The following is a 19,006-nucleotide window of genomic DNA, read 5'->3' on the forward strand; positions in this document are numbered from 1 at the left end:
GTGGAGGGATGGAAACGGGGACAGTGGGTGAGACGGCGTCGCCCGAGTGGGTGGGGCTTCCGGGTGGGCTGCTCGCTCTGCGGCGGATGCTGCTGGTGCTCTGGACGGTCCTCCTCGCGGTGATGACCGGTGTCGTGCTCGGCCTGGTCGTGGGCCCGGTGTGGGCGGCGTTCGCGCTGGTCTGGGCGGCGGTCCTGGCCTGGGGCTGGGTGCTGCTCGGCCGGAACTGGCGGTCCTGGCGGTACGCGGAGCGCGCGGACGACCTGCTGATCAGCCGGGGTGTGCTGTGGCGGGAGGAGACCGTGGTCCCGTACGGGCGGATGCAGCTGGTCGAGGTGACCTCCGGCCCGCTGGAGCGGCGCTACGGCCTGGCCTCCGTACAGCTGCACACGGCGGCCGCGGCCACCGACGCCAAGATCCCCGGGCTGGCGCCGGCCGAGGCGGAGCGGCTGCGCGACCGGCTCACCGCCCTCGGCGAGGCAAGGTCGGCGGGCCTGTGACCGCCGGCTCGGCGGGCGACGACCCGCTGCCCGCCGCCGGCCCCGCCGCCGACCTCGTCGCCGTGCCCGCCGCCGAGCCCGCCGCAGGCCGTCGGCTGCATCCCTTCACCCCGCTGCGGCGCGCCTGGGTGCCGATCGCCGCGACCGTCGGCGTGGTCGCCCAGCAGGGCGACCGGGCCACGGAATGGGTGTCGGACCTGTCCGCCCTCCTGCGGTTGGCGGTGCTCGCGGGCCTGGTCCTGGTGTTCGGCGTGTACGGATTCCTGAGCTGGTGGTTCACCCACTACGCCGTGACCGACACCGAACTGCGCATCCGCAGCGGGCTGCTGTTCCGGCGCACCGCGCACATCCGCCTCGACCGGCTCCAGGCCGTGGACGTCACCCGGCCGCTGCTGGCCCGGCTGACCGGCGTAGCCTCCCTGCGCCTCGACGTCATCGGCACCGACGACAAGGACCAGCTGGCCTTCCTCGGCGAGAAGGAGGCCGTCGCCCTGCGCGCCGAGCTCCTCGCCCGGGCGGCGGGCTTCGCCCCCGAGGAGGCCGTGCGCCTCGGCGAGGCCCCCGACCGGGAGCTGCTGCGGGTGAGCCCGCGCGAGCTCGCCGTATCGCTGCTGCTCAGCCTCGGCGTGCTGGCGGCCCTGGCCGGCGGGGTCGTCGGTCCGGTGGTCCTGTGGTGGGTCAGCGCCAGCCCGTGGGCGGCCGTCGTCGCCCTGCTCCCCCTGCTCGGCGCGGTCTGGGCGGGCACCGCGGGCCGCTTCCTCGCGGAGTACGACTGGCGGGTCGCCGAGTCCCCGGACGGGCTGCGCCTGGACCACGGGCTGTTGGACCGGGCCCACGAGACCGTGCCGCCGGGGCGCGTGCAGACCGTACGGATCGTGGAGCCGCTGCTGTGGCGGCGGCGCGACCGGGTCCGCGTGGAGCTGGCCGTGGCGGGCTCGAAGAACGAGGTCCTGGTCCCGGTGGCATCGCGGGCCGCCGCGCACGCCGTGATCGCCCGGGTGCTGCCGGGGGTGGACCTGGCCGCCCTGTCCTTCTCCGGCTCCCCGCGGGCCGGGTCGCGCTGGGTGGTCCCGGTGTGGTGGAAGGGCTACGCCCTGGCGGTGTCCCCCGAGGTGTTCGCGGCCCGGCACGGCCGTCTGTGCCGCCGTACGGAGATCGTCCCGCACGCCAAGGTGCAGAGCGTCCGGCTCACCCAGGGCCCCTGGGCCCGCGCCCGCGGCCTGGCCGACGTCCACGTGGACACCGGCGCGAACGGCACGGTCACGGCCCGCCTGCGCGCGGCGGCCGAGGCCACCACCCTGCTGGCCGCCCAGGCCGCCCGCGCCCGCACGTCCCGGGCGTCGGCGCGGCCGGACCGCTGGATGACGTAGGCCGCGCAGGGCCGGACGAGGGGTTGATTGCGGCACGTGAGGTAACCGTGTGATGACCGTACTCGAGACTCAACGAGACGCCGATCCCGTCCGACATCGACGGCGGATCGGGCGACGACCGGATCACCGGCGGTGGCGGCGCCGACCGACTGACCGGCCCGGACGGCCGGAACGCCTCGTCCGGCGCCACCAACACCTTCGACGGCCGTGGCGCCAACGACACCATCGTCAGCAAGAACGGCGGCTTCGACCGGATCGTCTGTGGCCACGGCTTCGACATCGTCGTGGCCGACAACGCCGGTCTCGACACCGCCCGGCGGGCGCGAACTGCGAGTTCGTGATCCGCTGACGCGAGCGCGCCCGGGGGGCGAGCCGGCGGAGCTAGTGCTGTGACCCGGTGAACCTTTCCGGTCACAGCACTAGACCGCCGGTCCGCCGCCCGCGCGCACCAGGCCCGTCTCGTACGCCAGGACCACCACCTGGACCCGGTCGCGCAGCCCCAGCTTCGTCAGGATGCGGCCCACGTGGGTCTTCACGGTCGCCTCCGACAGCACCAGCCGGGCCGCGATCTCACCGTTCGACAGGCCCTGGGCCACCAGCAGCATGACCTCGCGCTCGCGCTCCGTCAGCCGCTCGATCTCCTTGTTCCGCGGCTCCTGCGTGGTCGTCGGCAGCATCGGGGCGAAACGGTCCAGCAGGCGCCGCGTCGTGGACGGGGCGACCACCGCGTCCCCGCTGTGCACCGAGCGGATGGCCGCCAGCAGTTCGGCCGGCGGGACGTCCTTCAGCATGAAGCCGCTCGCGCCCGCCTTCAGGCCCGAGAAGGCGTACTCGTCCAGGTCGAAGGTGGTCAGGATGATCACCTTGGGGTGCTCGTCCGGCTCGCAGATCCGCCGCGTGGCCTCGACCCCGTCGAGCTTCGGCATGCGGACGTCCATCAGCACCACGTCCACCTTCGTGGCCCGCAGCACCTCCAGCGCCTCCAGGCCGTCGCCCGCTTCGGCGACGACCTCCATGTCCGGCTGGGCGGCGAGCACCATCCGGAAGCCGGTGCGCAGCAGCACCTGGTCGTCGACCAGCATCACTCGGATGGACATCAGTTACCTCGTCCTCGTCATCTCTTCTTCAGGGGAAGCAGTGCGCTGATCCGGAAGCCGCCGCCGGGCCGCGGCCCCGCGTCCAGGGTTCCGCCGACCATACCGATCCGCTCGCGCATGCCGATCAGCCCGTGCCCGGCGCCGTCCGCGCCGCCGTCCTCGTACAGCTCGTGGGCCGCGCCCCGGCCGTCGTCCTCGATCAGCAGGCCGAGCCCGTCGTCGAAGTAGACCAGCCGGACGCTGGCCTTCGCGTCGGGGCCCCCGTGCTTGCGGGTGTTGGTCAGCGCCTCCTGCACGATCCGGTACGCCGTCAGCTCCACGCCGCTGGGCAGCCGCCGCGGCGCGCCCTCGACCTCGAAGTCCACCGCGAGCCCGGCGGCCCGTACCTGCTCGACCAGTACCTCGATCTGTTCGACGTCCGGCTGCGGCACGTAGTCCTCGGACTCCTGCGGCTCGCCGGTGCGCAGGACGCCCAGCAGCCGGCGCATCTCGGCGAGGGCCTGGCGGCCGGTGCCGGAGATGGTCTGGAGTGCCTCCTTGGCCTGGTCGGGGGCCACGTCCATGACGTACGCGGCCCCGTCGGCCTGGACCACCATCACCGAGACGTTGTGCGCGACGACGTCGTGCAGCTCGCGGGCGATCCGGGCGCGCTCGGCGGCCACGGCCACCTTGGCCTGGGCCTCGCGCTCCTTCTCCAGCCGCTGGTTGCGCTCGACCAGCTGGGCGTAATAGGCCCGCCGGGTGCGCAGGGAGTCGCCCAGAACCCAGGCGAGGACGAACGGGACGATCATGAAGAGGGTGAAGAGGACGTTGTCGACGTCGTTCGTGCCCTTGTCCACGCCGAACCGCAGGAAGTAGAGCGGGGCGGCGGCCAGCCCCCAGCCCAGGGCCGTGCGGGAGACCCACCGCGGGACGTCGCTCGCGGCGACGGTGAAGAGGATGACGAACATGGCGACGTCCCAGACGCCCATGGTGACGCCCAGGGCCAGCTGGTACCCGCCCGCTCCGAGGCTGAGCCAGAACATCGCCTGCGTCCACTTGCGGCGCAGGGCCACGGCGGTGCTCAGCGCGACGACCACGGGGATGGTCGCGAGCTTCAGGGCGGTGCTCGTCGGGCTGTCGGCCGCCACGTCCAGCATCGAGAACCCGAAGAGGAGGACAGCCCAGAAGCTGTCGACGCCCGTCGGGTGTCTGCGGAGGAAGTCGTAGAGGCGCTGCACGTAACCCAGAGTAGGGAACTGTGATAGGTGCTGGAGTCAACCAGAGGTTCGAACCTCACGTCCTGGGTGTACTCCCGAAGGTGGAGGCCGACCTTAGCCTTGGGGGGATGAGCACTCAGGGCCAATACGCGGCTCCGGTCCGGTGGCGCAGCGCGATGGAAACCGCGCTGTACGGGCCCGGGGGTTTCTACGTGCGTCCCGGCGGGCCGGGTCCCGCCGGGCACTTCCGCACCTCGGTGCACGCCTCGCCCCTGTACGCGGGGGCCGTGGCCCGGCTGCTGCGGTGGGTGGACGCGGAGCTCGGGCACCCGGCGGGCCTCGACCTGGTCGACGTGGGGGCCGGGCGCGGGGAGCTGCTGACCGGGGTGCTCGCCGCGCTGGAGCCGGAGCTGGCCGCGCGGGTGCGGCCGTACGCCGTGGAGCGCGCGGAGCGGCCCGCCGGGACCGACCCGCGGATCCGCTGGGTCGCCGAAGCGCCCGAACGGACGACGGGGCTGCTCTTCGCCAACGAGTGGCTGGACAACGTGCCGCTGGAGGTCGCGGAGGACGGGCGCTACGTTCTGGTCGCGCCGGACGGTGCGGAGACCGCGGGCGGTCCCCTGGACGGCGCGGACCGGGCCTGGCTGGAGCGGTGGTGGCCGGGCGGGGGCCGCGCGGAGATCGGCCGGGCGCGCGACGAGGCCTGGGCGGCGGCCGTCGGGACCCTGGAGCGGGGCCTGGCCGTGGCGGTGGACTACGCCCACACCCGCGAGGCGAGGCCGCCGTACGGCACCCTGACGGGGTTCCGCTCGGGCCGGGAGGTGCGGCCGGTCCCGGACGGCAGCTGCGATGTCACCGCGCACGTGGCGCTGGACGCGTGCGCGGGGCCGGGGTCGGTCCTGCTGACCCAGCGCGAGGCGCTGGCCGCTCTGGGCGTCTCGGGGGCGCGGCCGCCGCTGGCCCTGGCCTCTGCCGATCCGGCGGCGTACGTCCGGGGGCTGGCCTCCGCGGGCGAGGCGGCGGAACTGACCGCCCGCGGCGGGCTGGGGGACTTCCTGTGGCTCTGCCAGCCGGTGGGCGTCCGGGCGGCTTGGCCGGGGGCGACGACCGGCTGACGGCTGACGCGGCCCTGCGGCACCGCTGCCGGGGCGCTGCCCCGGACCCCGCGCCTCAAGCGCCGGCGGGGCTGGGTTGTGCGGCGGGGCCGACGGATCGGGGCTCCGCCCCGGGCCCCGCGCCTCAAACGCCGGCGGGGCTGGATTGTGCGGCGGGGCCGACGGATCGGGGCTCCGCCCCGGGCCCCGCGCCTCAAACGCCGGCGGGGACTGTGCGGCGGGGCTGGATTTGCCGGCCGGGCTGGAGCCGCCGGGCGAGGTCGGTGGTCGGCCTCGCCCGGCGGGTCGGGCGATTGTTACTGCTGGACCTCGTCGTGGCCCTCGTGCAGGCCGCCGCCGCTGCCCGTGCCGTCCGTCGGCTGCGAGACGACCGGCTTCGCCAGCGGGGCGAGGTCGAAGGCGTAGTGGCCGACCGCGTCCGCGATGACGTCGACGTTGATGTCGAGCGCCTTCTGGTCGATGTTGGTGATGTCGTCACCCTCGCCGTGGTAGTTCACGTCGTAGGCGACACCCGCCTGGCCGCCGAACTTCGCGGCCTGGGCGTCCGTCTTGATGCCCTCGGCGCCCGTGAAGGTACCGCCGGACGGGATGCCCACCTCGATGAACGGGCCGTAGTCCGAGCGGCCCGAGAAGTCCGTGCCCTCGTGCGGGACGTTCTTCGAGTCGAGGAAGTCGGTGATCCCCTTCTCCAGTTGGGCGGAGCCCTCCGGGCCGGGGCCCGCGCCGGTCGCGTCCGAGTCGTCGCCGTCGTAGACGAAGTACGCGGAGTTGGGCGAGGCGATCATGTCGAAGTTCAGGTAGAGCTTGATCTGCTTCTTCTGCTCGTCCGTCAGCCCGGCGACGTACGCCTCCGAACCGAGCAGGCCGAACTCCTCCGCCGACCACCAGGCGAACTTGACCTTGTTCTTGATCTTCGACTGGCTGCTCGCCAGGCGCTGCGCCACCTGGAGGATGCCGGCCGAGCCGGAGCCGTTGTCGTTGATGCCCGGGCCCGCCGCGACCGAGTCGAGGTGGGCGCCGAGGAAGACGGTGTTGTTCTCGTCGCCGCCACGGGTCTCCGCGATGACGTTGTACGTCTTGCGGTTCTCGCGCAGCTGCCGGATGTCGAGGGTGACCTCGACCGGGCCGGCCGCGGCCTCGGCGGCGAGCTTCTCGCCCTCCGCCTGGGTGACGCCGCCCGTCGGGACCTTGCCCGCGTTCGGGTCGCCGAGGGTGCCGTTGAGGGCGCCCGCGGTGTTGTTGTAGATGATCGCGCCGACCGCGCCGGCCGCGGCCGCGTTGGCCTGCTTCGCCGCGAAGGTGCAGCCGCCGCGCTTGACCAGGGCGATCTTGCCGGTGAAGGTGCCCGGGGCGAAGTCGCCTGGCTCGCAGCCGTTCGTACCGTCCGCGTCGACCGGGGCGACGGCGACCTGGGCCGTGATGCCGCCCTCCGGGGTGCTCGTCGTGTACGACATCAGGTGGATCGGGACGTCGCGGCCGTTCGAGCCGTTCACCGTGAGCTTCTCGGCGATGGTCTCGACGTACACGAAGTCGAACTCGTTCTTCGTGACCTTGTAGCCGGCCGCCCGCATCACGGCCTCGACGTACTGGGCCGACTGCACGTGGCCCTTGGAGCCGGCCACGCGAGTGCCCTTGTTGTAGTCGGCGATCGACTGAAGGACCTTCAGGTGGTTGTAGGCGCCCTTGCCGGTCGCGTCCTTGACCAGCTTCCTGGCCAGCGCGTCACCCCGGGCGGCATCGCTCTGCGGGCTGGTGGCACCGGCCGGTCCGGCGAGCAGCAGAGGTGAAACAAGGGCCGCGGCGGCCAGGGCGGCGGTTGCTGCGGCTATACGGCGTGAGGGCATGCAAGGTCCTTCCACGGCAAATGTGCGAGCAGGGAGGAGCAGTGGACGCACGTTAAGCAGCAACCAGCCACCCTGGCCAGACTTTTAGCTGATTCCGGTTTATGAATTCCGTATATCGGCGAGTGGGCGTCAGCGCAGGACGCCCTCGATGAAGTCGGAGCCGATGCGTGCGACCGCGGCCAGATCCAACTGATGCTGGACATAGCGGCCTTCGCGTCGCGTATGCGTCAGACCAGCCTTTTTCAGGACGGCCAGATGCCGTGACACCTCCGGCGCGCTGATCCCGTACACGGTCGACAGTTCGCTCGTCGTGTACGGCGCCCGGGCCAGACTCCGGCACAGCCTCATCCGCATGGGATGCGCCAGGGCCTCCATCCGCCGCTGGAGCAGCTCCACCGAGCCGGGCGCGGAGGCCAGTTCGGGGGTGCCGAGCGGATAGTGGACCACCGGACGCCAGCCCGGTGCGTGCAGCACGAGCAGATGCGGCCAGCCGAAGTTGGTCGGTACGAAGACCAGGCCGGCGCCTATTCGGGGATCGGCCGCGCTCGTCGACCCGTTGAGCATCTTGTCGACGGTGATGGTGGTGTGGTCCTCGTCGACGCTCAGCGCCGACGAGACCTCCTTCAGCGCGGCCGGCAGCCCCTTGCGCCGCAGCAGCTCCGTCTTGTGCCGGGCGTCGGCGCTCTGCCCGGGCTCGACGCGCTTCCACGTCTCGGCGAAGAAGGCCTCGTCGCAGTCCTCCAGGAGCCGCCGCAACCACACGCGTACGCCCGCGGGGTCGTCCAGCAGCCGGATGGAGAAGTCCAGCTGGCGCGGGCCGCGGGCGGCGGCCGTCTCCAGGGCCCTGGCCCGGGCCGCGGGGTCGTGGAGCGGTGAGGGCCAGCCGCCCGCGTCGTAGAGCGCCAGCCAGCAGTGCTCCAGGGCGGCCGTCACGAACCGCTCGTCGTCCATCCGGTCGAGTACGTCGAGCTCCTCGGCCAGGGTCGCGGCGGGCAGGCCCGTGCCGCCGGGGGTACCGGCGAAGGCCATGAAGATGTCGGAGAAGGAGCTCCGCCACATGAAGTCGCCCTCCAGCAGCCGTTCCGCGAGGGTCGCGTCGAGCGAGGCGGCGGTGGCGGTGGTCCAGGAGGTGAGGCCGGGGTGGTGGGCGGGCTGGGAGAGCGCGTGCAGCGCCATGCAGAGCTCTGCGAGGGGCGAGGGGGTGAACGAGATCCGCTCGGTGGGCAGGCCCGCGATGTCGATGGTGACGCTCATCAGGCCATTCTGCCGGTGTGCTTGTCTGACGAGTGATGGGCGCGAGGTGGCGGACGGGTGGTTCGGTGCGGCGCCGTTGCCGGGGGCTCTGCCCCCGGACCCTCGCGCCTCAAACGCCGGCGGGGCTGGATGGGCCAGCCCCGCCGGCTCCGGGCTAGGCGAAGTTCGGCGCGTTGCGTTCGTACACCAGGCGGAGGCCGACGAGGGTCAGCCACGGCTCGTGGTCGTCGATCACCGAGGACTCCCCGAGGACGATCGGGGCCAGCCCGCCGGTGGCGATGATGCGGACGTCGTCCGGGTCGCCGCCCGGTCCCGCGAGCTCCTTCGCCATCCGGGCCACGATCCCGTCGACCTGGCCCGCGAAGCCGTAGACCACGCCCGACTGCATCGCCTCGACCGTGGACTTCCCGATCACGTTGCGCGGCCGGGCCAGCTCGATCTTCCGCAGCTGGGCGCCCCGTACCCCGAGGGCCTCCATCGAGATCTCGATGCCCGGGGAGATCACCCCGCCCACGTACTCGCCCTTCGCGGACACCGCGTCGAAGGTGGTCGCCGTACCGAGGTCGACCACGATCGCCGGGCCCCCGTAGAGCTCGACGACCGCGACCGCGTTGACGATGCGGTCCGCGCCGACCTCCTTCGGGTTGTCCGTGAGGATCGGCACGCCCGTCTTGGTGCCGGGCTCCACGATCACCGCGGGCACGTCGCCGTAGTAGCGCCGGGTCACCTCGCGGAGCTCGTGCAGGACCGCCGGCACCGTCGCGCAGATCGCGATGCCGTGGATGCCGTCGCCCAGCTCGCTGCCGAGCATCGGGTGCATGCCCATCAGGCCCTGCATGAGCACGGCCATCTCGTCGGCCGTGCGCCGCGGGTCGGTCGAGATGCGCCAGTGCTCGACGATCTCGTCACCGTCGAACAGGCCCAGGACCGTGTGGGTGTTGCCTACGTCGATGGTGAGGAGCACGGGTTACACCGCCTCGCGCAGATCGAGGCCGATGTCCAGGATCGGGGAGGAGTGGGTCAGCCCCCCGACGGCCAGGTAGTCCACGCCGGTCTCCGCGTACGCCCGGGCGGTGTCCAGGGTCAGGCGGCCCGAGGACTCCAGCACCGCGCGGCCGGCCACCAGGGTCACGGCCTCGGCGGTCTGCGCGACCGTGAAGTTGTCCAGCAGGATCAGGTCGGCGCCCGCCTCCAGCACCTCGCCGATCTGCTCCAGGGTGTCGACCTCGACCTCGATCGGGACCTCGGGGAAGGCCTCCCGTACGGCCTTGAAGGCCTGCGCGACGCCGCCCGCCGCCACCACGTGGTTGTCCTTCACCAGCGCCGCGTCCGACAGCGACATCCGGTGGTTGACGCCGCCGCCGCAGCGCACCGCGTACTTCTCCAGCGCGCGCAGGCCCGGCGTGGTCTTGCGGGTGTCGCGGACCTTCGCGCCGGTGCCCTCCAGCACGTCCGCCCAGCGGCGGGTGGCGGTCGCGATGCCCGACAGCCGGCACAGGATGTTCAGCGCGCTGCGCTCCGCCGTGAGCAGGTCGCGGGTGCGCGAGCGTACGGACAGCAGCAGCTGCCCGGCCTCGACGGTGTCGCCGTCCTCCGCGTGCCGCTCCACCTCGAAGGCCTCGGTGCAGACCACCGAGAACACGGCCTCGGCGATGCGCAGACCGGCCACGACGCCGTTCTCGCGGGCGACGAAGTCGGCGATGGCCTCGGCGTCCTCGGGCACCGTGGCCACGGTGGTGACGTCCACGCCGCCGTCCAGGTCCTCGGAGAGCGCCATGTGCGCGATGTCCTCGACCTCGATGGGGTCCAGGCCCGCGTCCGCGAGCAGCTGGGCGAGCGCCGGGTCCAGGCCGCTCTCCTCGCCGTCGCCGCAGCCGCAGTCGTCGCCGCAGCCGCCGTCGTTCTGGTCGATCAGGGGAAGTTCGGGGGTGCTCACGGTCACTGCTCCAGGCTCGGGGGGTTCAGGGGTTCCACTGCGGGGAAATCCGCGGAATCGGTGGGGATGACGACCAGGGCACGCTTCTCGGTCGCCGAGAGGCGCACGACGAGATGGCGGCGCCAGTCGGCATCGTCGCGGTCCGGGTGGTCCTCGCGCCAGTGGCAGCCGCGGGTCTCCACGCGCCGCTCGGCGGCGGCGACCAGCACCCGCGCCACGCACAGCAGGTTCGTGGCCTCCCAGGTGTCCACACCCGGCTCGGCGGTCTTGCCGTGCGACTCCAGGTCGTTCAGGGCGGTGGCGTACAGCGCTTCGAGGGCGCCGGCCGCCGTACGCAGCGACTCGGCGGAGCGGAGCACGCCCGCACCGTCCGTCATGATCCGCTGGATCTCGTGCCGCGCCCCCGCGGGCTGGAGCGGGCCGGTCGCGGGAACCGGGACGACCGGGCCGGCGCCGCCGTACCGCTGCGTGATGATGTCCTCGGCGATCCGCTCGGCGAAGACCAGGCCCTCCAGCAGGGAGTTGGAGGCGAGCCGGTTCGCGCCGTGCACACCGGTGCAGGCGACCTCACCGCAGGCGTACAGGCCGCGTACGGTGGTCCGCCCCTGGAGGTCGGTCCGTACGCCGCCGGACGCGTAGTGCGCGGCGGGCGCGACCGGGATCGGCTCGGTCACCGGGTCGATGCCGTGGGACCGGCAGGCCGCGAGGATGGTGGGGAACCGCTGCTCCCACATCTCGGCGCCGAAGTGCCGGGCGTCCAGGTACATGTGCTGCGCGCCCTGCTCCTGCATGCGGCGCATGATGCCCTTGGCGACGATGTCGCGCGGGGCCAGCTCGGCGAGCTCGTGCTGGCCGACCATGAAGCGGACGCCGTCCCCGTCGACGAGGTACGCGCCCTCGCCCCGGACCGCCTCCGACACCAGCGGCTGCTGACCCTCGGCCTCAGGCCCGAGGAACAGCACCGTCGGGTGGAACTGCACGAATTCGAGGTCGGAGACCTCGGCGCCGGCGCGCAGCGCGAGCGCCACGCCGTCGCCGGTGGACACCGACGGGTTGGTGGTGGCCGAGAAGACCTGGCCCATGCCGCCGGTCGCGAGGATCACGGCGGGCGCGTGGACGGCGCCGACGCCGTCGTGCTGGCCCTCGCCCATGACGTGCAGCGTGACGCCGGCCGTACGGCCCTGCGCGTCCTGGAGCAGGTCCAGTACGAGCGCGTTCTCCACCGTCTCGATGCCCGCGGCCTGGACGGCCTCGACGAGCGCCCGCGAGATCTCGGCGCCCGTGGCGTCGCCGCCCGCGTGCGCGATCCGGCGGCGGTGGTGGCCGCCCTCGCGGGTCAGTTCTATCTCGCCGGTCTCCTCGGAGGTGTCGAAGACCGCGCCCGCCGCCATCAACCGCCGTACCGCGTCCGGGCCTTCGGTGACGAGCAGCCGCACGGCCGCCTCGTCGCACAGGCCCGCGCCCGCGACCAGGGTGTCGTCCAGGTGCTGCTCCGGGGTGTCGCCCTCGCCGAGGGCCGCGGCGATCCCGCCCTGGGCCCAGCGGGTGGAGCCGTCGTCGAGCCGGGCCTTGGTGACCACGACCGTACGGCGGCCCCCGGCGGCGCAGCGCAGTGCGGCGGTCAGGCCCGCCACACCGGAACCGACGACCACGACATCGGCGTCGAGGGACCAGCCGGGGGCCGGTGCGTGCAGCCGTATGCCGGTGCCCGCACCTGCGCCGTCCGACGGGATGCCTCTGCCTGGGGTGCTCACGAGTGTGCTCCGAACTCCAATGGGATGTTGTCGATCAGCCGGGTCGTGCCCACCTTCGCGGCGACGGCCAGCACGGCCTGCCCGGTGAAGTCGGGTCCGGCCTCGGTGAAGTCCTGCGGGTCCACCAGCGCCAGGTAGTCCAGTACGAGCGGCGGCTCGTGGCGGCCCGCCTCCTCCAGGACGTGGCGCGCGGCGGCCCGTACGGCGTCCGGCAGCCCCGCGCCCGCCGCCGAGACGGCGTGCGCGTCGGCGGAGGCGCGGATCTCGCCGAGCCGCGCCAGGGCGGTGGCCCGCTCGCCGCTGGCCGGGGCGGCCTCGGCGCGGGCGCGCAGCGCCGCCTGTGCGGCGAGCCGGTCCTGCCCGGCGAACAGGGCGCGGGACAGGGCCAGGGCGGTGTGCCGCTCGGCGGCGGAGAGGTAGCGGTTGCGGGACGACAGCGCGAGCCCGTCCTCCTCGCGGACGGTCGGCACGCCGACCACCTCGACGGGGAAGTTCAGGTCGGTCACCATCCGCCGGATCAGGGCCAGTTGCTGCGCGTCCTTCTGGCCGAAGAGGGCCAGGTCGGGGCGGGTCAGGTGGAGCAGCTTGGCGACGACGGTCAGCATTCCGTCGAAGTGGCCGGGACGGGTGGCTCCTTCGAGGCGCTCGCCCATGGGGCCGGCGCTGATCCGCACCTGCGGGTCGCCGCCCGGGTAGACCTCGTCGACGGCCGGGGCGAACACCGCGTCGGCGCCCGCCTCTTCGGCGATCCTCAGGTCCGCGTCGAGGGTGCGCGGATAGCGGTCGAGGTCCTCGCCCGCCCCGAACTGCAGCGGGTTGACGAAGACGGTGACCACGACCTGCCCCTCGGGCCCGGCGAGTTCGCGCGCCGTACGGACCAGGGTGGCGTGGCCCTCGTGCAGGGCGCCCATGGTCATCACCACGGCCCGGCGGCCGGTGCGCGGGAGCCCCAGGAGCTCCCCGGCGGAGTCGATCAGCAGCTCGCTCACTGGTCACCACCTTCGGGGTCGGCGCTGTCCGCGAGAACACCGAGCAGGTCCTCGGCGAGTTCGGGCTTGAGCAGACCGTGCGCGAGGGCCCGGTCGGCGGTGGTGCGGGCCATCGCCAGGTAGCCGGCGACCGTGCTGGGTGCGTGCTTGCGCAGCTCCGAGACGTGCGCGGCGACCGTACCGGCGTCACCGCGGGCCACCGGCCCGGTCAGGGCGGCGTCCCCGGAGCGCAGGGCGTTGTCGAGGGCCGCGCCGAGCAGCGGGCCGAGCATCCGGTCGGGGTGCTCGACCCCGGCCTTGTGCAGCAGCTCCATCGACTGGGCGACCAGGGTGACGAGGTGGTTCGCGCCGAGGGCGAGAGCCGCGTGGTAGAGCGGACGGTTCTCCTCCGCGATCCACTCGGGCTCCCCGCCCATCTCGATGACCAGGGCCTCGGCGGCGAGCCGCAGCTCCTCGGGAGCGGTGACGCCGAACGAGCAGCCGGCCAGGCGCTGCACGTCGACCTCGGTACCGGTGAAGGTCATCGCGGGGTGCAGGGCCAGCGGCAGCGCGCCCGCGCGTCGCGCGGGATCCAGCACGGCGGTCCCGTACCGCCCGGACGTGTGGACGAGGAGCTGCCCGGGCCGGATCGCGCCGGTCTCGGCGAGGCCCTCCACGAGGGACGGCAGCGCGTCGTCCGGCACAGTCAGGAGGACCAGGTCGGCCAGCTCCAGCACCCGGCCGGGCGCTACGAGCGGCACGTCGGGCAGCATCCGCGCGGCGCGGCGCACGGACGCGTCGGAGACTCCGGAAACGGCGACGGGCCGGTGCCCGGCCTGCTGGAGCGCGCGGGCGAGCGCCGGACCGACGCGGCCGGCTCCGACGACGCCGACGGCGAGCCGGGCAGGGCGCGGCTGCTGTGATGAGTTCACGCGGGGAGGGCCTTCCGTTCCAGTCCGCGGGGGGTACCGGACGTTACGCGGCCATGCTAGCTCCTGGGCTATTGGCGGGTCGGCGGCGACAGGGGCGAGGATCAGGCGTTATGAGCGACGACACCGAGGACACGGAACGCACGCGGCGGCTGGTGGCCGCTTGGCGCGGGGCGGAGCGCAAACTCTCCCGCAGCCTGCTGGAACCCACGGTCGGCGAGCTGCTGGCGCCGCTCGCCGAAGCCCCGTACGACATGGACGGACCCGCCGACGTGTACGGCGACGGGGTCGTGGAAGCGCTGGAGCGCCGGGTCGCGGAGCTGCTGGGGACCCAGGACGCGGCGTTCTTCCCGAGCGGGACGATGGCGCAGCAGATCGCGCTGCGGTGCTGGGCCGGCCGGACCGGGAACCCGGTGGTGGCACTGCACCCGATGAGCCATCCGGAGAAGTGGGAGGGGGAGGCGCTGTCGGCCGTCTCCGGGCTGCGGGTGGTGCACCCGACGACGGAGTCGCGCCAGCCGACGCCGGCGGAGGTCACGGGGCTCCGGGAGCCCTTCGGCACGCTGATGCTGGAGCTGCCCCTGCGCGACGCGGGCTTCCTCCTGCCCTCCTGGGAGGAGCTGGAAGCCCTGGTCGACGCGGCCCGCGAGCGGGAGGCGGTGGTCCACTTCGACGGGGCCCGGCTGTGGGAGTCCACCGTCCACTTCGGGCGCACCCTGCCGGTTATCGCCGCGCTGGCGGACTCGGTGTACGTCTCCTTCTACAAGTCGCTGGGCGGCCTGAGCGGGGCCGCGCTGGCGGGGTCGCGGGAGTTCGTGGAGGAGACCCGGGTCTGGCGCCACCGGTACGGCGGCCAGATCTTCCGGCAGTTCCCGCAGGCCCTGTCCGCGCTGGCCGGGCTGGAGCGGGAGCTGCCGCGACTGCCGCAGTACGTGGCGCAGGCGCGGGTGGTGGCGGGCGCGCTGCGCACGGCGTTCGACGAGGCGGGGGTCCCGTGGTCCCGGATCCACCCGCAGGAGCCGCACACGCACCAGTTCCAGGTGTGGCTCCCGTACGAGCCGGACCGCCTGACGGAGGCGGGCCTGCGGCAGGCGGAGGAGACGGGGACGGTCCTCTTCCGCCGGTGGTCTCCCGACGGGCCGCCGGGTCTGTCGATGACGGAACTGGAGATCACGCAGCCGGGGCTGTCCTGGACGGAGTCCGACGTGAAGGAAGCGGTCGCGGCCTTCGTGGCCAGGCTGTAGCCCCCGAAACTGGGGCTCCGCCCCAGACCCCGCGCCTCAAACGCCGGCGGGGCTGAAAATCCAGCCCGTCCGGCGTTTGAGGACCGGGGTCCGGGGCGGAGCCCCGGGATACGGAGAAAGGGCGGGGCGGGGACCAGCTCCGCGCAGCGGCACCCCCGCACCCCCCGGAGGACGGGCTTCGCCACGAAACACCGAATTCCGGGAAAGTCATCGGCCCGGGCCGGTCACGGCGATACCGTCCCTCCACGGCAATTACCGGCCACCGCACCCGGAGGAGACACCATGACCGCACAGCCCGCGTGGCAGAAGTCCTCGTTCTGCGGTGAGGGCGACGCCTGCGTCTACGTCGCCACCGCCCCCGGCGCCCTGGTCCGCGTCGCCGACCGCGTCGACCCGGCCCATCTCGTGCTCGCCACCACCCAGGCCGCCTGGGCCGATTTCATCCGGGCCGTCAAAGAAACCGCCGCGCCGTAACCGCTCACCCTCAGGGGATTTTGTCCGATTAGCGCGTATCTTCGGCCCATGCCCACGCCCTACGGATCCCGCGGCGGCATGGCGTTCAGCGCGGCTGAGCTGCACGTGCTCAGGCGCCTCCTCGCCCACGCCCTTCAGCCCTCCTCGGCCCCCCTGCCGGCTCTGACGGCTCTGACGGCCGCGGAGGTCCAGGACTGCCTGCGCCTCGCGCAGTCGGTGGACGACGCGGTCCAGGAGGCGGGCCGGCTCAGAGCGTTCCTCCTGGAGGATCTCGCCCGCTACCGCGGCGCCCTGCCCGGCAGCCTCTCCGGCTACCTGGAGCTGCTCCAGGACGCCCTGGCCGCCGGCTACGAGCCGGTGCCCGACGACCTGGCCGCCCTGCGCGCGCTCCGCGCCAATCCGGTCGCGGCCGCGCTGCTGGAGCGGGCCCAGTCCGTCGCGGAGCGCTCCGTACGGCGTCGGCTGTCGACGGCCCGCGCGCCCCGCACGCGGCTGCTCGCCCTGGCCGGCGGCAAGGAGGAGCCGCCGCGTCCCGCGCCGCAGCCCAAGGAGCCGCCGCGTCCCGAGCGGCCGGTTCCGACCCCCGGCGAGGTCTTCCCGCCGCGTCGCAAGCCCGCTCCGCCCCCGGCGGCCGGGTGGGCTTGCGGGTAGCTAGTCTGGGGGCATGGACTACGTCTCCGCGCTCGTGCCCCCCATCGCGATGGCCGCGTTCTTCATCGCTCTCGTCGTGACGATCGTGAAGAGCCAGGGCGGCTCCAACAAGGCCAAGGAGGACGCGGTGGTCGACGCCGTGATCGCCCGGGCCGAAGCCACCCAGCAGCAGAAGTAAGCCCCCTGACAACGGGCGTACGGCCGCACCGGCCGTGCGCCCGAATTTGTTGCGCGTTGCCGAGTGAATAGTCGGGCAATTCCGCACAACCCGCACTATCGTGCTGTTGTGCCTCGCCCCTTGGGAGAACTCGAAGACGCCGTCATGACGCGGGTGTGGCAGTGGAACCGCCCGGTCACCGTGCGAGAAGTGCTGGAAGACCTCCAGCAGGAACGGTCCATCGCGTACACGACGGTCATGACCGTTATGGACAATCTTCATCAGAAGGGCTGGGTCCGCCGGGAAGCCGAAGGCCGCGCCTATCGATATACGGCGGTCTCCACCCGCGCCGCCTACTCGGCCGCACTGATGAACGAAGCATGGTCGACGAGCGACAACCCGGCGGCCGCCCTGGTCGCCTTCTTCGGCATGATGTCGGCGGAACAGCGCGAAGCCCTCCGGGACGCCGTACGGGTCGTCCAGCACGACGACGAGTCCGGCGCCGACACGGCCGCCGAACCCTCCGCCGAACCCTCCGCCGAACCCCCTGCTGAACTCCCTGCCGAACCCTCCGCCGAACCTCCCGCTCCGGCAGCAGCCGAAGGGGACTCCGCCGAGCACTCGCGGGAGCCGGGGCGATAGCGTCCGCAGCCATGGGAGAGTTTTCCACTGCACATGCAGAAACAGTGACGATCCGCCGTGCCCGCACCGGTGATGTTCCCGCGCTGCGTCGCCTCCTCGACCAGTACGTGCAGCAGCGGATCCTGCTCGACAAAGCGCCGGTCGTCCTTTACGAGGACATCCAGGAGTTCTGGGTCGCGGAACGCGACTCCGACGGCCAGGTGGTCGGCTGCGGCGCTCTCCACGTGATGTGGGAAGACCTGGCCGAAGTGCGCACTCTCGCGGTCGACCGCGACTTGAAGGGCGCCGGCGTCGGCCATCGCGTGCTGGAGCAGTTGTTGCGGACCGCCCGCGCGCTCGGTGTGAGCCGGGTTTTCTGCCTGACCTTCGAAGTGGACTTCTTCGCGAAGCACGGCTTCGTCGAGATCGGGGAGACTCCGGTCGAGACCGATGTCTACATGGAGCTCCTGCGTTCCTATGACGAGGGCGTCGCCGAGTTCCTCGGTCTCGAACGAGTGAAGCCGAACACCTTGGGCAACAGTCGGATGCTTCTGCACCTCTGATCGATGGCCTTGGCTTTTCCCGCCCTCAGCACACCTGTGGCCTATGTCCGAATCGCGCACGTTTCCCGCCTCGTAGCGGTCTCGAACCTCTCCCCGGGGGTTTGTGTTTTCCAGGCAAAAGCGGTTTCCTTTCCGCGTACTGCTTTTCGATGAAAGGAAATCCCGGTGGCACAGAAGGTTCAGGTCCTTCTTGTCGACGACCTCGACGGTGGCGAGGCGGACGAGACGGTGACGTTCGCTCTGGATGGCAAGACCTACGAGATCGACCTCACCACCGCCAACGCTGAAAAGCTCCGCGGTCTGCTCGACCCGTACACCAAGGGCGGCCGCCGCACCGGTGGCCGTGCCACCGCGGCGCGCGCCAAGGGCCGCGGTGCCGCGACGGCCGCGAACCCGGACACCGCGCTCATCCGTGCGTGGGCGAAGGACAACGGCTGGAACGTGAACGACCGCGGCCGCGTCCCGGCCGAGATCCGAGAGGCCTACGAGAAGGCCAACGGCTGACGAGCCCCTGACGTACGCCGCCCCAGGCGGGCCCGGTGGCATTCCGTCGCCGCCGCGGCCACCAGGCGTACGAGATCGGGCCCGGCAGTGCCCTTGTCCGGACGGGGCCCCAGGGCCCTCCCCGGACCGGGCAGGGCCGGCAGCAGTGCCTCACACCCCTGCTCGGGGGGCCGCAGCCACACGGCGGCTCCCCGAGGGCCGTCTCCCAGGGGAAGCCCCGGGGGAGCCGGGGCGGTGATCCGGCCACCCGCACCCAGGGCGGCGAGATCCAGGGCGACCCCGCCCCATTCGAGCCAGTCGAGCAGCCCGTCGAGCTCCTCTGCGCTCCCCGCGGCCACCAGGAACCGCATCCGGCGCCCCATGAGCGCCACCGGGCCCGTGGCGACCGGCCTGCGCAGCAGCGCCGCCCCCGCATCGGACGGCAGCTCCAGTACGTCGAAGCGGATCCCGGTGACGAGCTGGGCGGGCGGCCCGCCCGTCACGGCCCAGCCGAGCACCCGCTCGTACCAGGAGGCATACGCGTCGCCCTCGGGCGGGACGCGGGGCATCGGGACGGTCGGCGGCACGGTCTGCGGGACGGTTACGGCCATGCCCGGAGCAACTTCGGAAACGCCCCGGGGTTACGGCCGGGGGCACCTGCCAGCGTTACCCGGGGGAGTGACACACCGCACCCACCCCTATGCGGAACGTAAACATCCGCGACAGCGACGTCCCACATTCGGGACGGAACTGTGTTCGCCCTTAGCGGAGGGAACCGGTGCCACCGGCATGGAGTGTCAGCCCTTACGGGTAAGACATTCCTAGTGGATCGGGGCGACACGCTGAT

Annotated in this window: 20 protein-coding genes; 10 read left to right on the forward strand and 10 right to left on the reverse strand. The window is 72.8% G+C overall.

Going from position 1 to position 19,006, the window contains the following annotated elements; all coding sequences use genetic code 11:
- The first annotated feature begins 8 nt into the window (after window positions 1-8).
- Window positions 9-500 carry a PH domain-containing protein gene (locus ACZ45T_RS30555; RefSeq protein ID WP_468446967.1) on the forward strand — a complete coding sequence of 164 codons (492 nt, stop codon included), beginning with the start codon at window positions 9-11 and terminating at the stop codon, window positions 498-500.
- Entirely contained in the window at window positions 497-1,870 is a 1,374-nt protein-coding gene (locus ACZ45T_RS30560; protein ID WP_468446969.1) for a PH domain-containing protein, read from the forward strand. Before ACZ45T_RS30555 ends, ACZ45T_RS30560 begins: the two co-directional genes overlap by 4 nt.
- A gap of 419 nt (window positions 1,871-2,289) precedes the next feature.
- Here ACZ45T_RS30560 and ACZ45T_RS30565 read toward each other — a convergent pair whose 3' ends face one another.
- Window positions 2,290-2,967 (reverse strand): response regulator transcription factor, encoded by a 678-nt coding sequence (locus tag ACZ45T_RS30565; RefSeq protein WP_468446971.1) that lies wholly within the window; start codon window positions 2,965-2,967, stop codon window positions 2,290-2,292.
- A 17-nt stretch (window positions 2,968-2,984) separates the two neighbouring features.
- Window positions 2,985-4,187, reverse strand: a complete 1,203-nt coding sequence (locus ACZ45T_RS30570) for a sensor histidine kinase (protein ID WP_468446973.1) — start codon at window positions 4,185-4,187, stop codon at window positions 2,985-2,987.
- Between the two features lie 107 nt (window positions 4,188-4,294).
- Between ACZ45T_RS30570 and ACZ45T_RS30575 the strand changes: the two genes are divergently transcribed.
- Window positions 4,295-5,281, forward strand: a complete 987-nt coding sequence (locus ACZ45T_RS30575) for an SAM-dependent methyltransferase (RefSeq protein ID WP_468446975.1) — start codon at window positions 4,295-4,297, stop codon at window positions 5,279-5,281.
- Window positions 5,282-5,577: 296 nt separating this feature from the next.
- Here ACZ45T_RS30575 and ACZ45T_RS30580 read toward each other — a convergent pair whose 3' ends face one another.
- From ACZ45T_RS30580 to ACZ45T_RS30610, 7 genes are all read right to left on the reverse strand, one after another.
- The gene (locus tag ACZ45T_RS30580; RefSeq protein WP_468446977.1) at window positions 5,578-7,125 is read right to left on the reverse strand and encodes a M28 family metallopeptidase; all 1,548 of its coding nucleotides are present in this window, start codon (window positions 7,123-7,125) and stop codon (window positions 5,578-5,580) included.
- 129 nt (window positions 7,126-7,254) lie between these two features.
- Entirely contained in the window at window positions 7,255-8,379 is a 1,125-nt protein-coding gene (locus ACZ45T_RS30585) for a DUF5937 family protein (protein ID WP_468446979.1), read from the reverse strand.
- A 154-nt stretch (window positions 8,380-8,533) separates the two neighbouring features.
- Entirely contained in the window at window positions 8,534-9,343 is an 810-nt protein-coding gene (locus ACZ45T_RS30590; RefSeq protein WP_468446981.1) for a type III pantothenate kinase, read from the reverse strand.
- A 3-nt stretch (window positions 9,344-9,346) separates the two neighbouring features.
- Complete coding sequence (gene nadC, locus ACZ45T_RS30595) at window positions 9,347-10,315, reverse strand: carboxylating nicotinate-nucleotide diphosphorylase (RefSeq protein WP_468446983.1); 969 nt, start codon at window positions 10,313-10,315, stop codon at window positions 9,347-9,349.
- A gap of 2 nt (window positions 10,316-10,317) precedes the next feature.
- Window positions 10,318-12,069: an L-aspartate oxidase gene (locus tag ACZ45T_RS30600; RefSeq protein ID WP_468446985.1), complete on the reverse strand. Its 1,752-nt coding sequence runs from the start codon at window positions 12,067-12,069 to the stop codon at window positions 10,318-10,320.
- A complete protein-coding gene (panC, locus tag ACZ45T_RS30605) occupies window positions 12,066-13,058 on the reverse strand; it encodes a pantoate--beta-alanine ligase (RefSeq protein WP_468446987.1) in 993 nt (330 codons plus the stop codon). The genes ACZ45T_RS30600 and panC overlap by 4 nt, the downstream gene beginning before the upstream one ends.
- Window positions 13,055-13,969, reverse strand: coding sequence for a Rossmann-like and DUF2520 domain-containing protein (locus ACZ45T_RS30610; RefSeq protein WP_468446989.1), 915 nt, complete (start codon window positions 13,967-13,969; stop codon window positions 13,055-13,057). Before ACZ45T_RS30610 ends, panC begins: the two co-directional genes overlap by 4 nt.
- A gap of 110 nt (window positions 13,970-14,079) precedes the next feature.
- On the opposite strand from ACZ45T_RS30610, the gene ACZ45T_RS30615 reads away from it, so the two are divergent.
- From ACZ45T_RS30615 to ACZ45T_RS30645, 7 genes are all read left to right on the forward strand, one after another.
- Window positions 14,080-15,210 (forward strand): threonine aldolase family protein, encoded by a 1,131-nt coding sequence (locus tag ACZ45T_RS30615; protein WP_468446991.1) that lies wholly within the window; start codon window positions 14,080-14,082, stop codon window positions 15,208-15,210.
- Window positions 15,211-15,492: 282 nt separating this feature from the next.
- Window positions 15,493-15,684: a DUF397 domain-containing protein gene (locus tag ACZ45T_RS30620; protein ID WP_468446993.1), complete on the forward strand. Its 192-nt coding sequence runs from the start codon at window positions 15,493-15,495 to the stop codon at window positions 15,682-15,684.
- A 48-nt stretch (window positions 15,685-15,732) separates the two neighbouring features.
- On the forward strand, window positions 15,733-16,335 hold the full coding sequence (locus ACZ45T_RS30625; protein ID WP_468446995.1) for a hypothetical protein: 603 nt from the start codon (window positions 15,733-15,735) through the stop codon (window positions 16,333-16,335).
- 13 nt (window positions 16,336-16,348) lie between these two features.
- A complete protein-coding gene (locus ACZ45T_RS30630) occupies window positions 16,349-16,513 on the forward strand; it encodes a hypothetical protein (protein ID WP_468446997.1) in 165 nt (54 codons plus the stop codon).
- Between the two features lie 108 nt (window positions 16,514-16,621).
- Window positions 16,622-17,134, forward strand: coding sequence for a BlaI/MecI/CopY family transcriptional regulator (locus ACZ45T_RS30635; RefSeq protein WP_468446999.1), 513 nt, complete (start codon window positions 16,622-16,624; stop codon window positions 17,132-17,134).
- 11 nt (window positions 17,135-17,145) lie between these two features.
- On the forward strand, window positions 17,146-17,676 hold the full coding sequence (locus ACZ45T_RS30640; protein ID WP_468447001.1) for an amino-acid N-acetyltransferase: 531 nt from the start codon (window positions 17,146-17,148) through the stop codon (window positions 17,674-17,676).
- Between the two features lie 165 nt (window positions 17,677-17,841).
- Window positions 17,842-18,180 (forward strand): histone-like nucleoid-structuring protein Lsr2, encoded by a 339-nt coding sequence (locus ACZ45T_RS30645; protein WP_468447003.1) that lies wholly within the window; start codon window positions 17,842-17,844, stop codon window positions 18,178-18,180.
- Here the strand turns inward: ACZ45T_RS30645 and ACZ45T_RS30650 are convergent.
- Complete coding sequence (locus ACZ45T_RS30650; RefSeq protein WP_468447005.1) at window positions 18,159-18,770, reverse strand: SCO3374 family protein; 612 nt, start codon at window positions 18,768-18,770, stop codon at window positions 18,159-18,161. The two genes, ACZ45T_RS30645 and ACZ45T_RS30650, sit on opposite strands and share 22 nt — an antisense overlap.
- Between the last annotated feature and the right edge of the window lie 236 nt (window positions 18,771-19,006).

Source organism: Streptomyces sp. NPDC030995 (assembly GCF_055571215.1).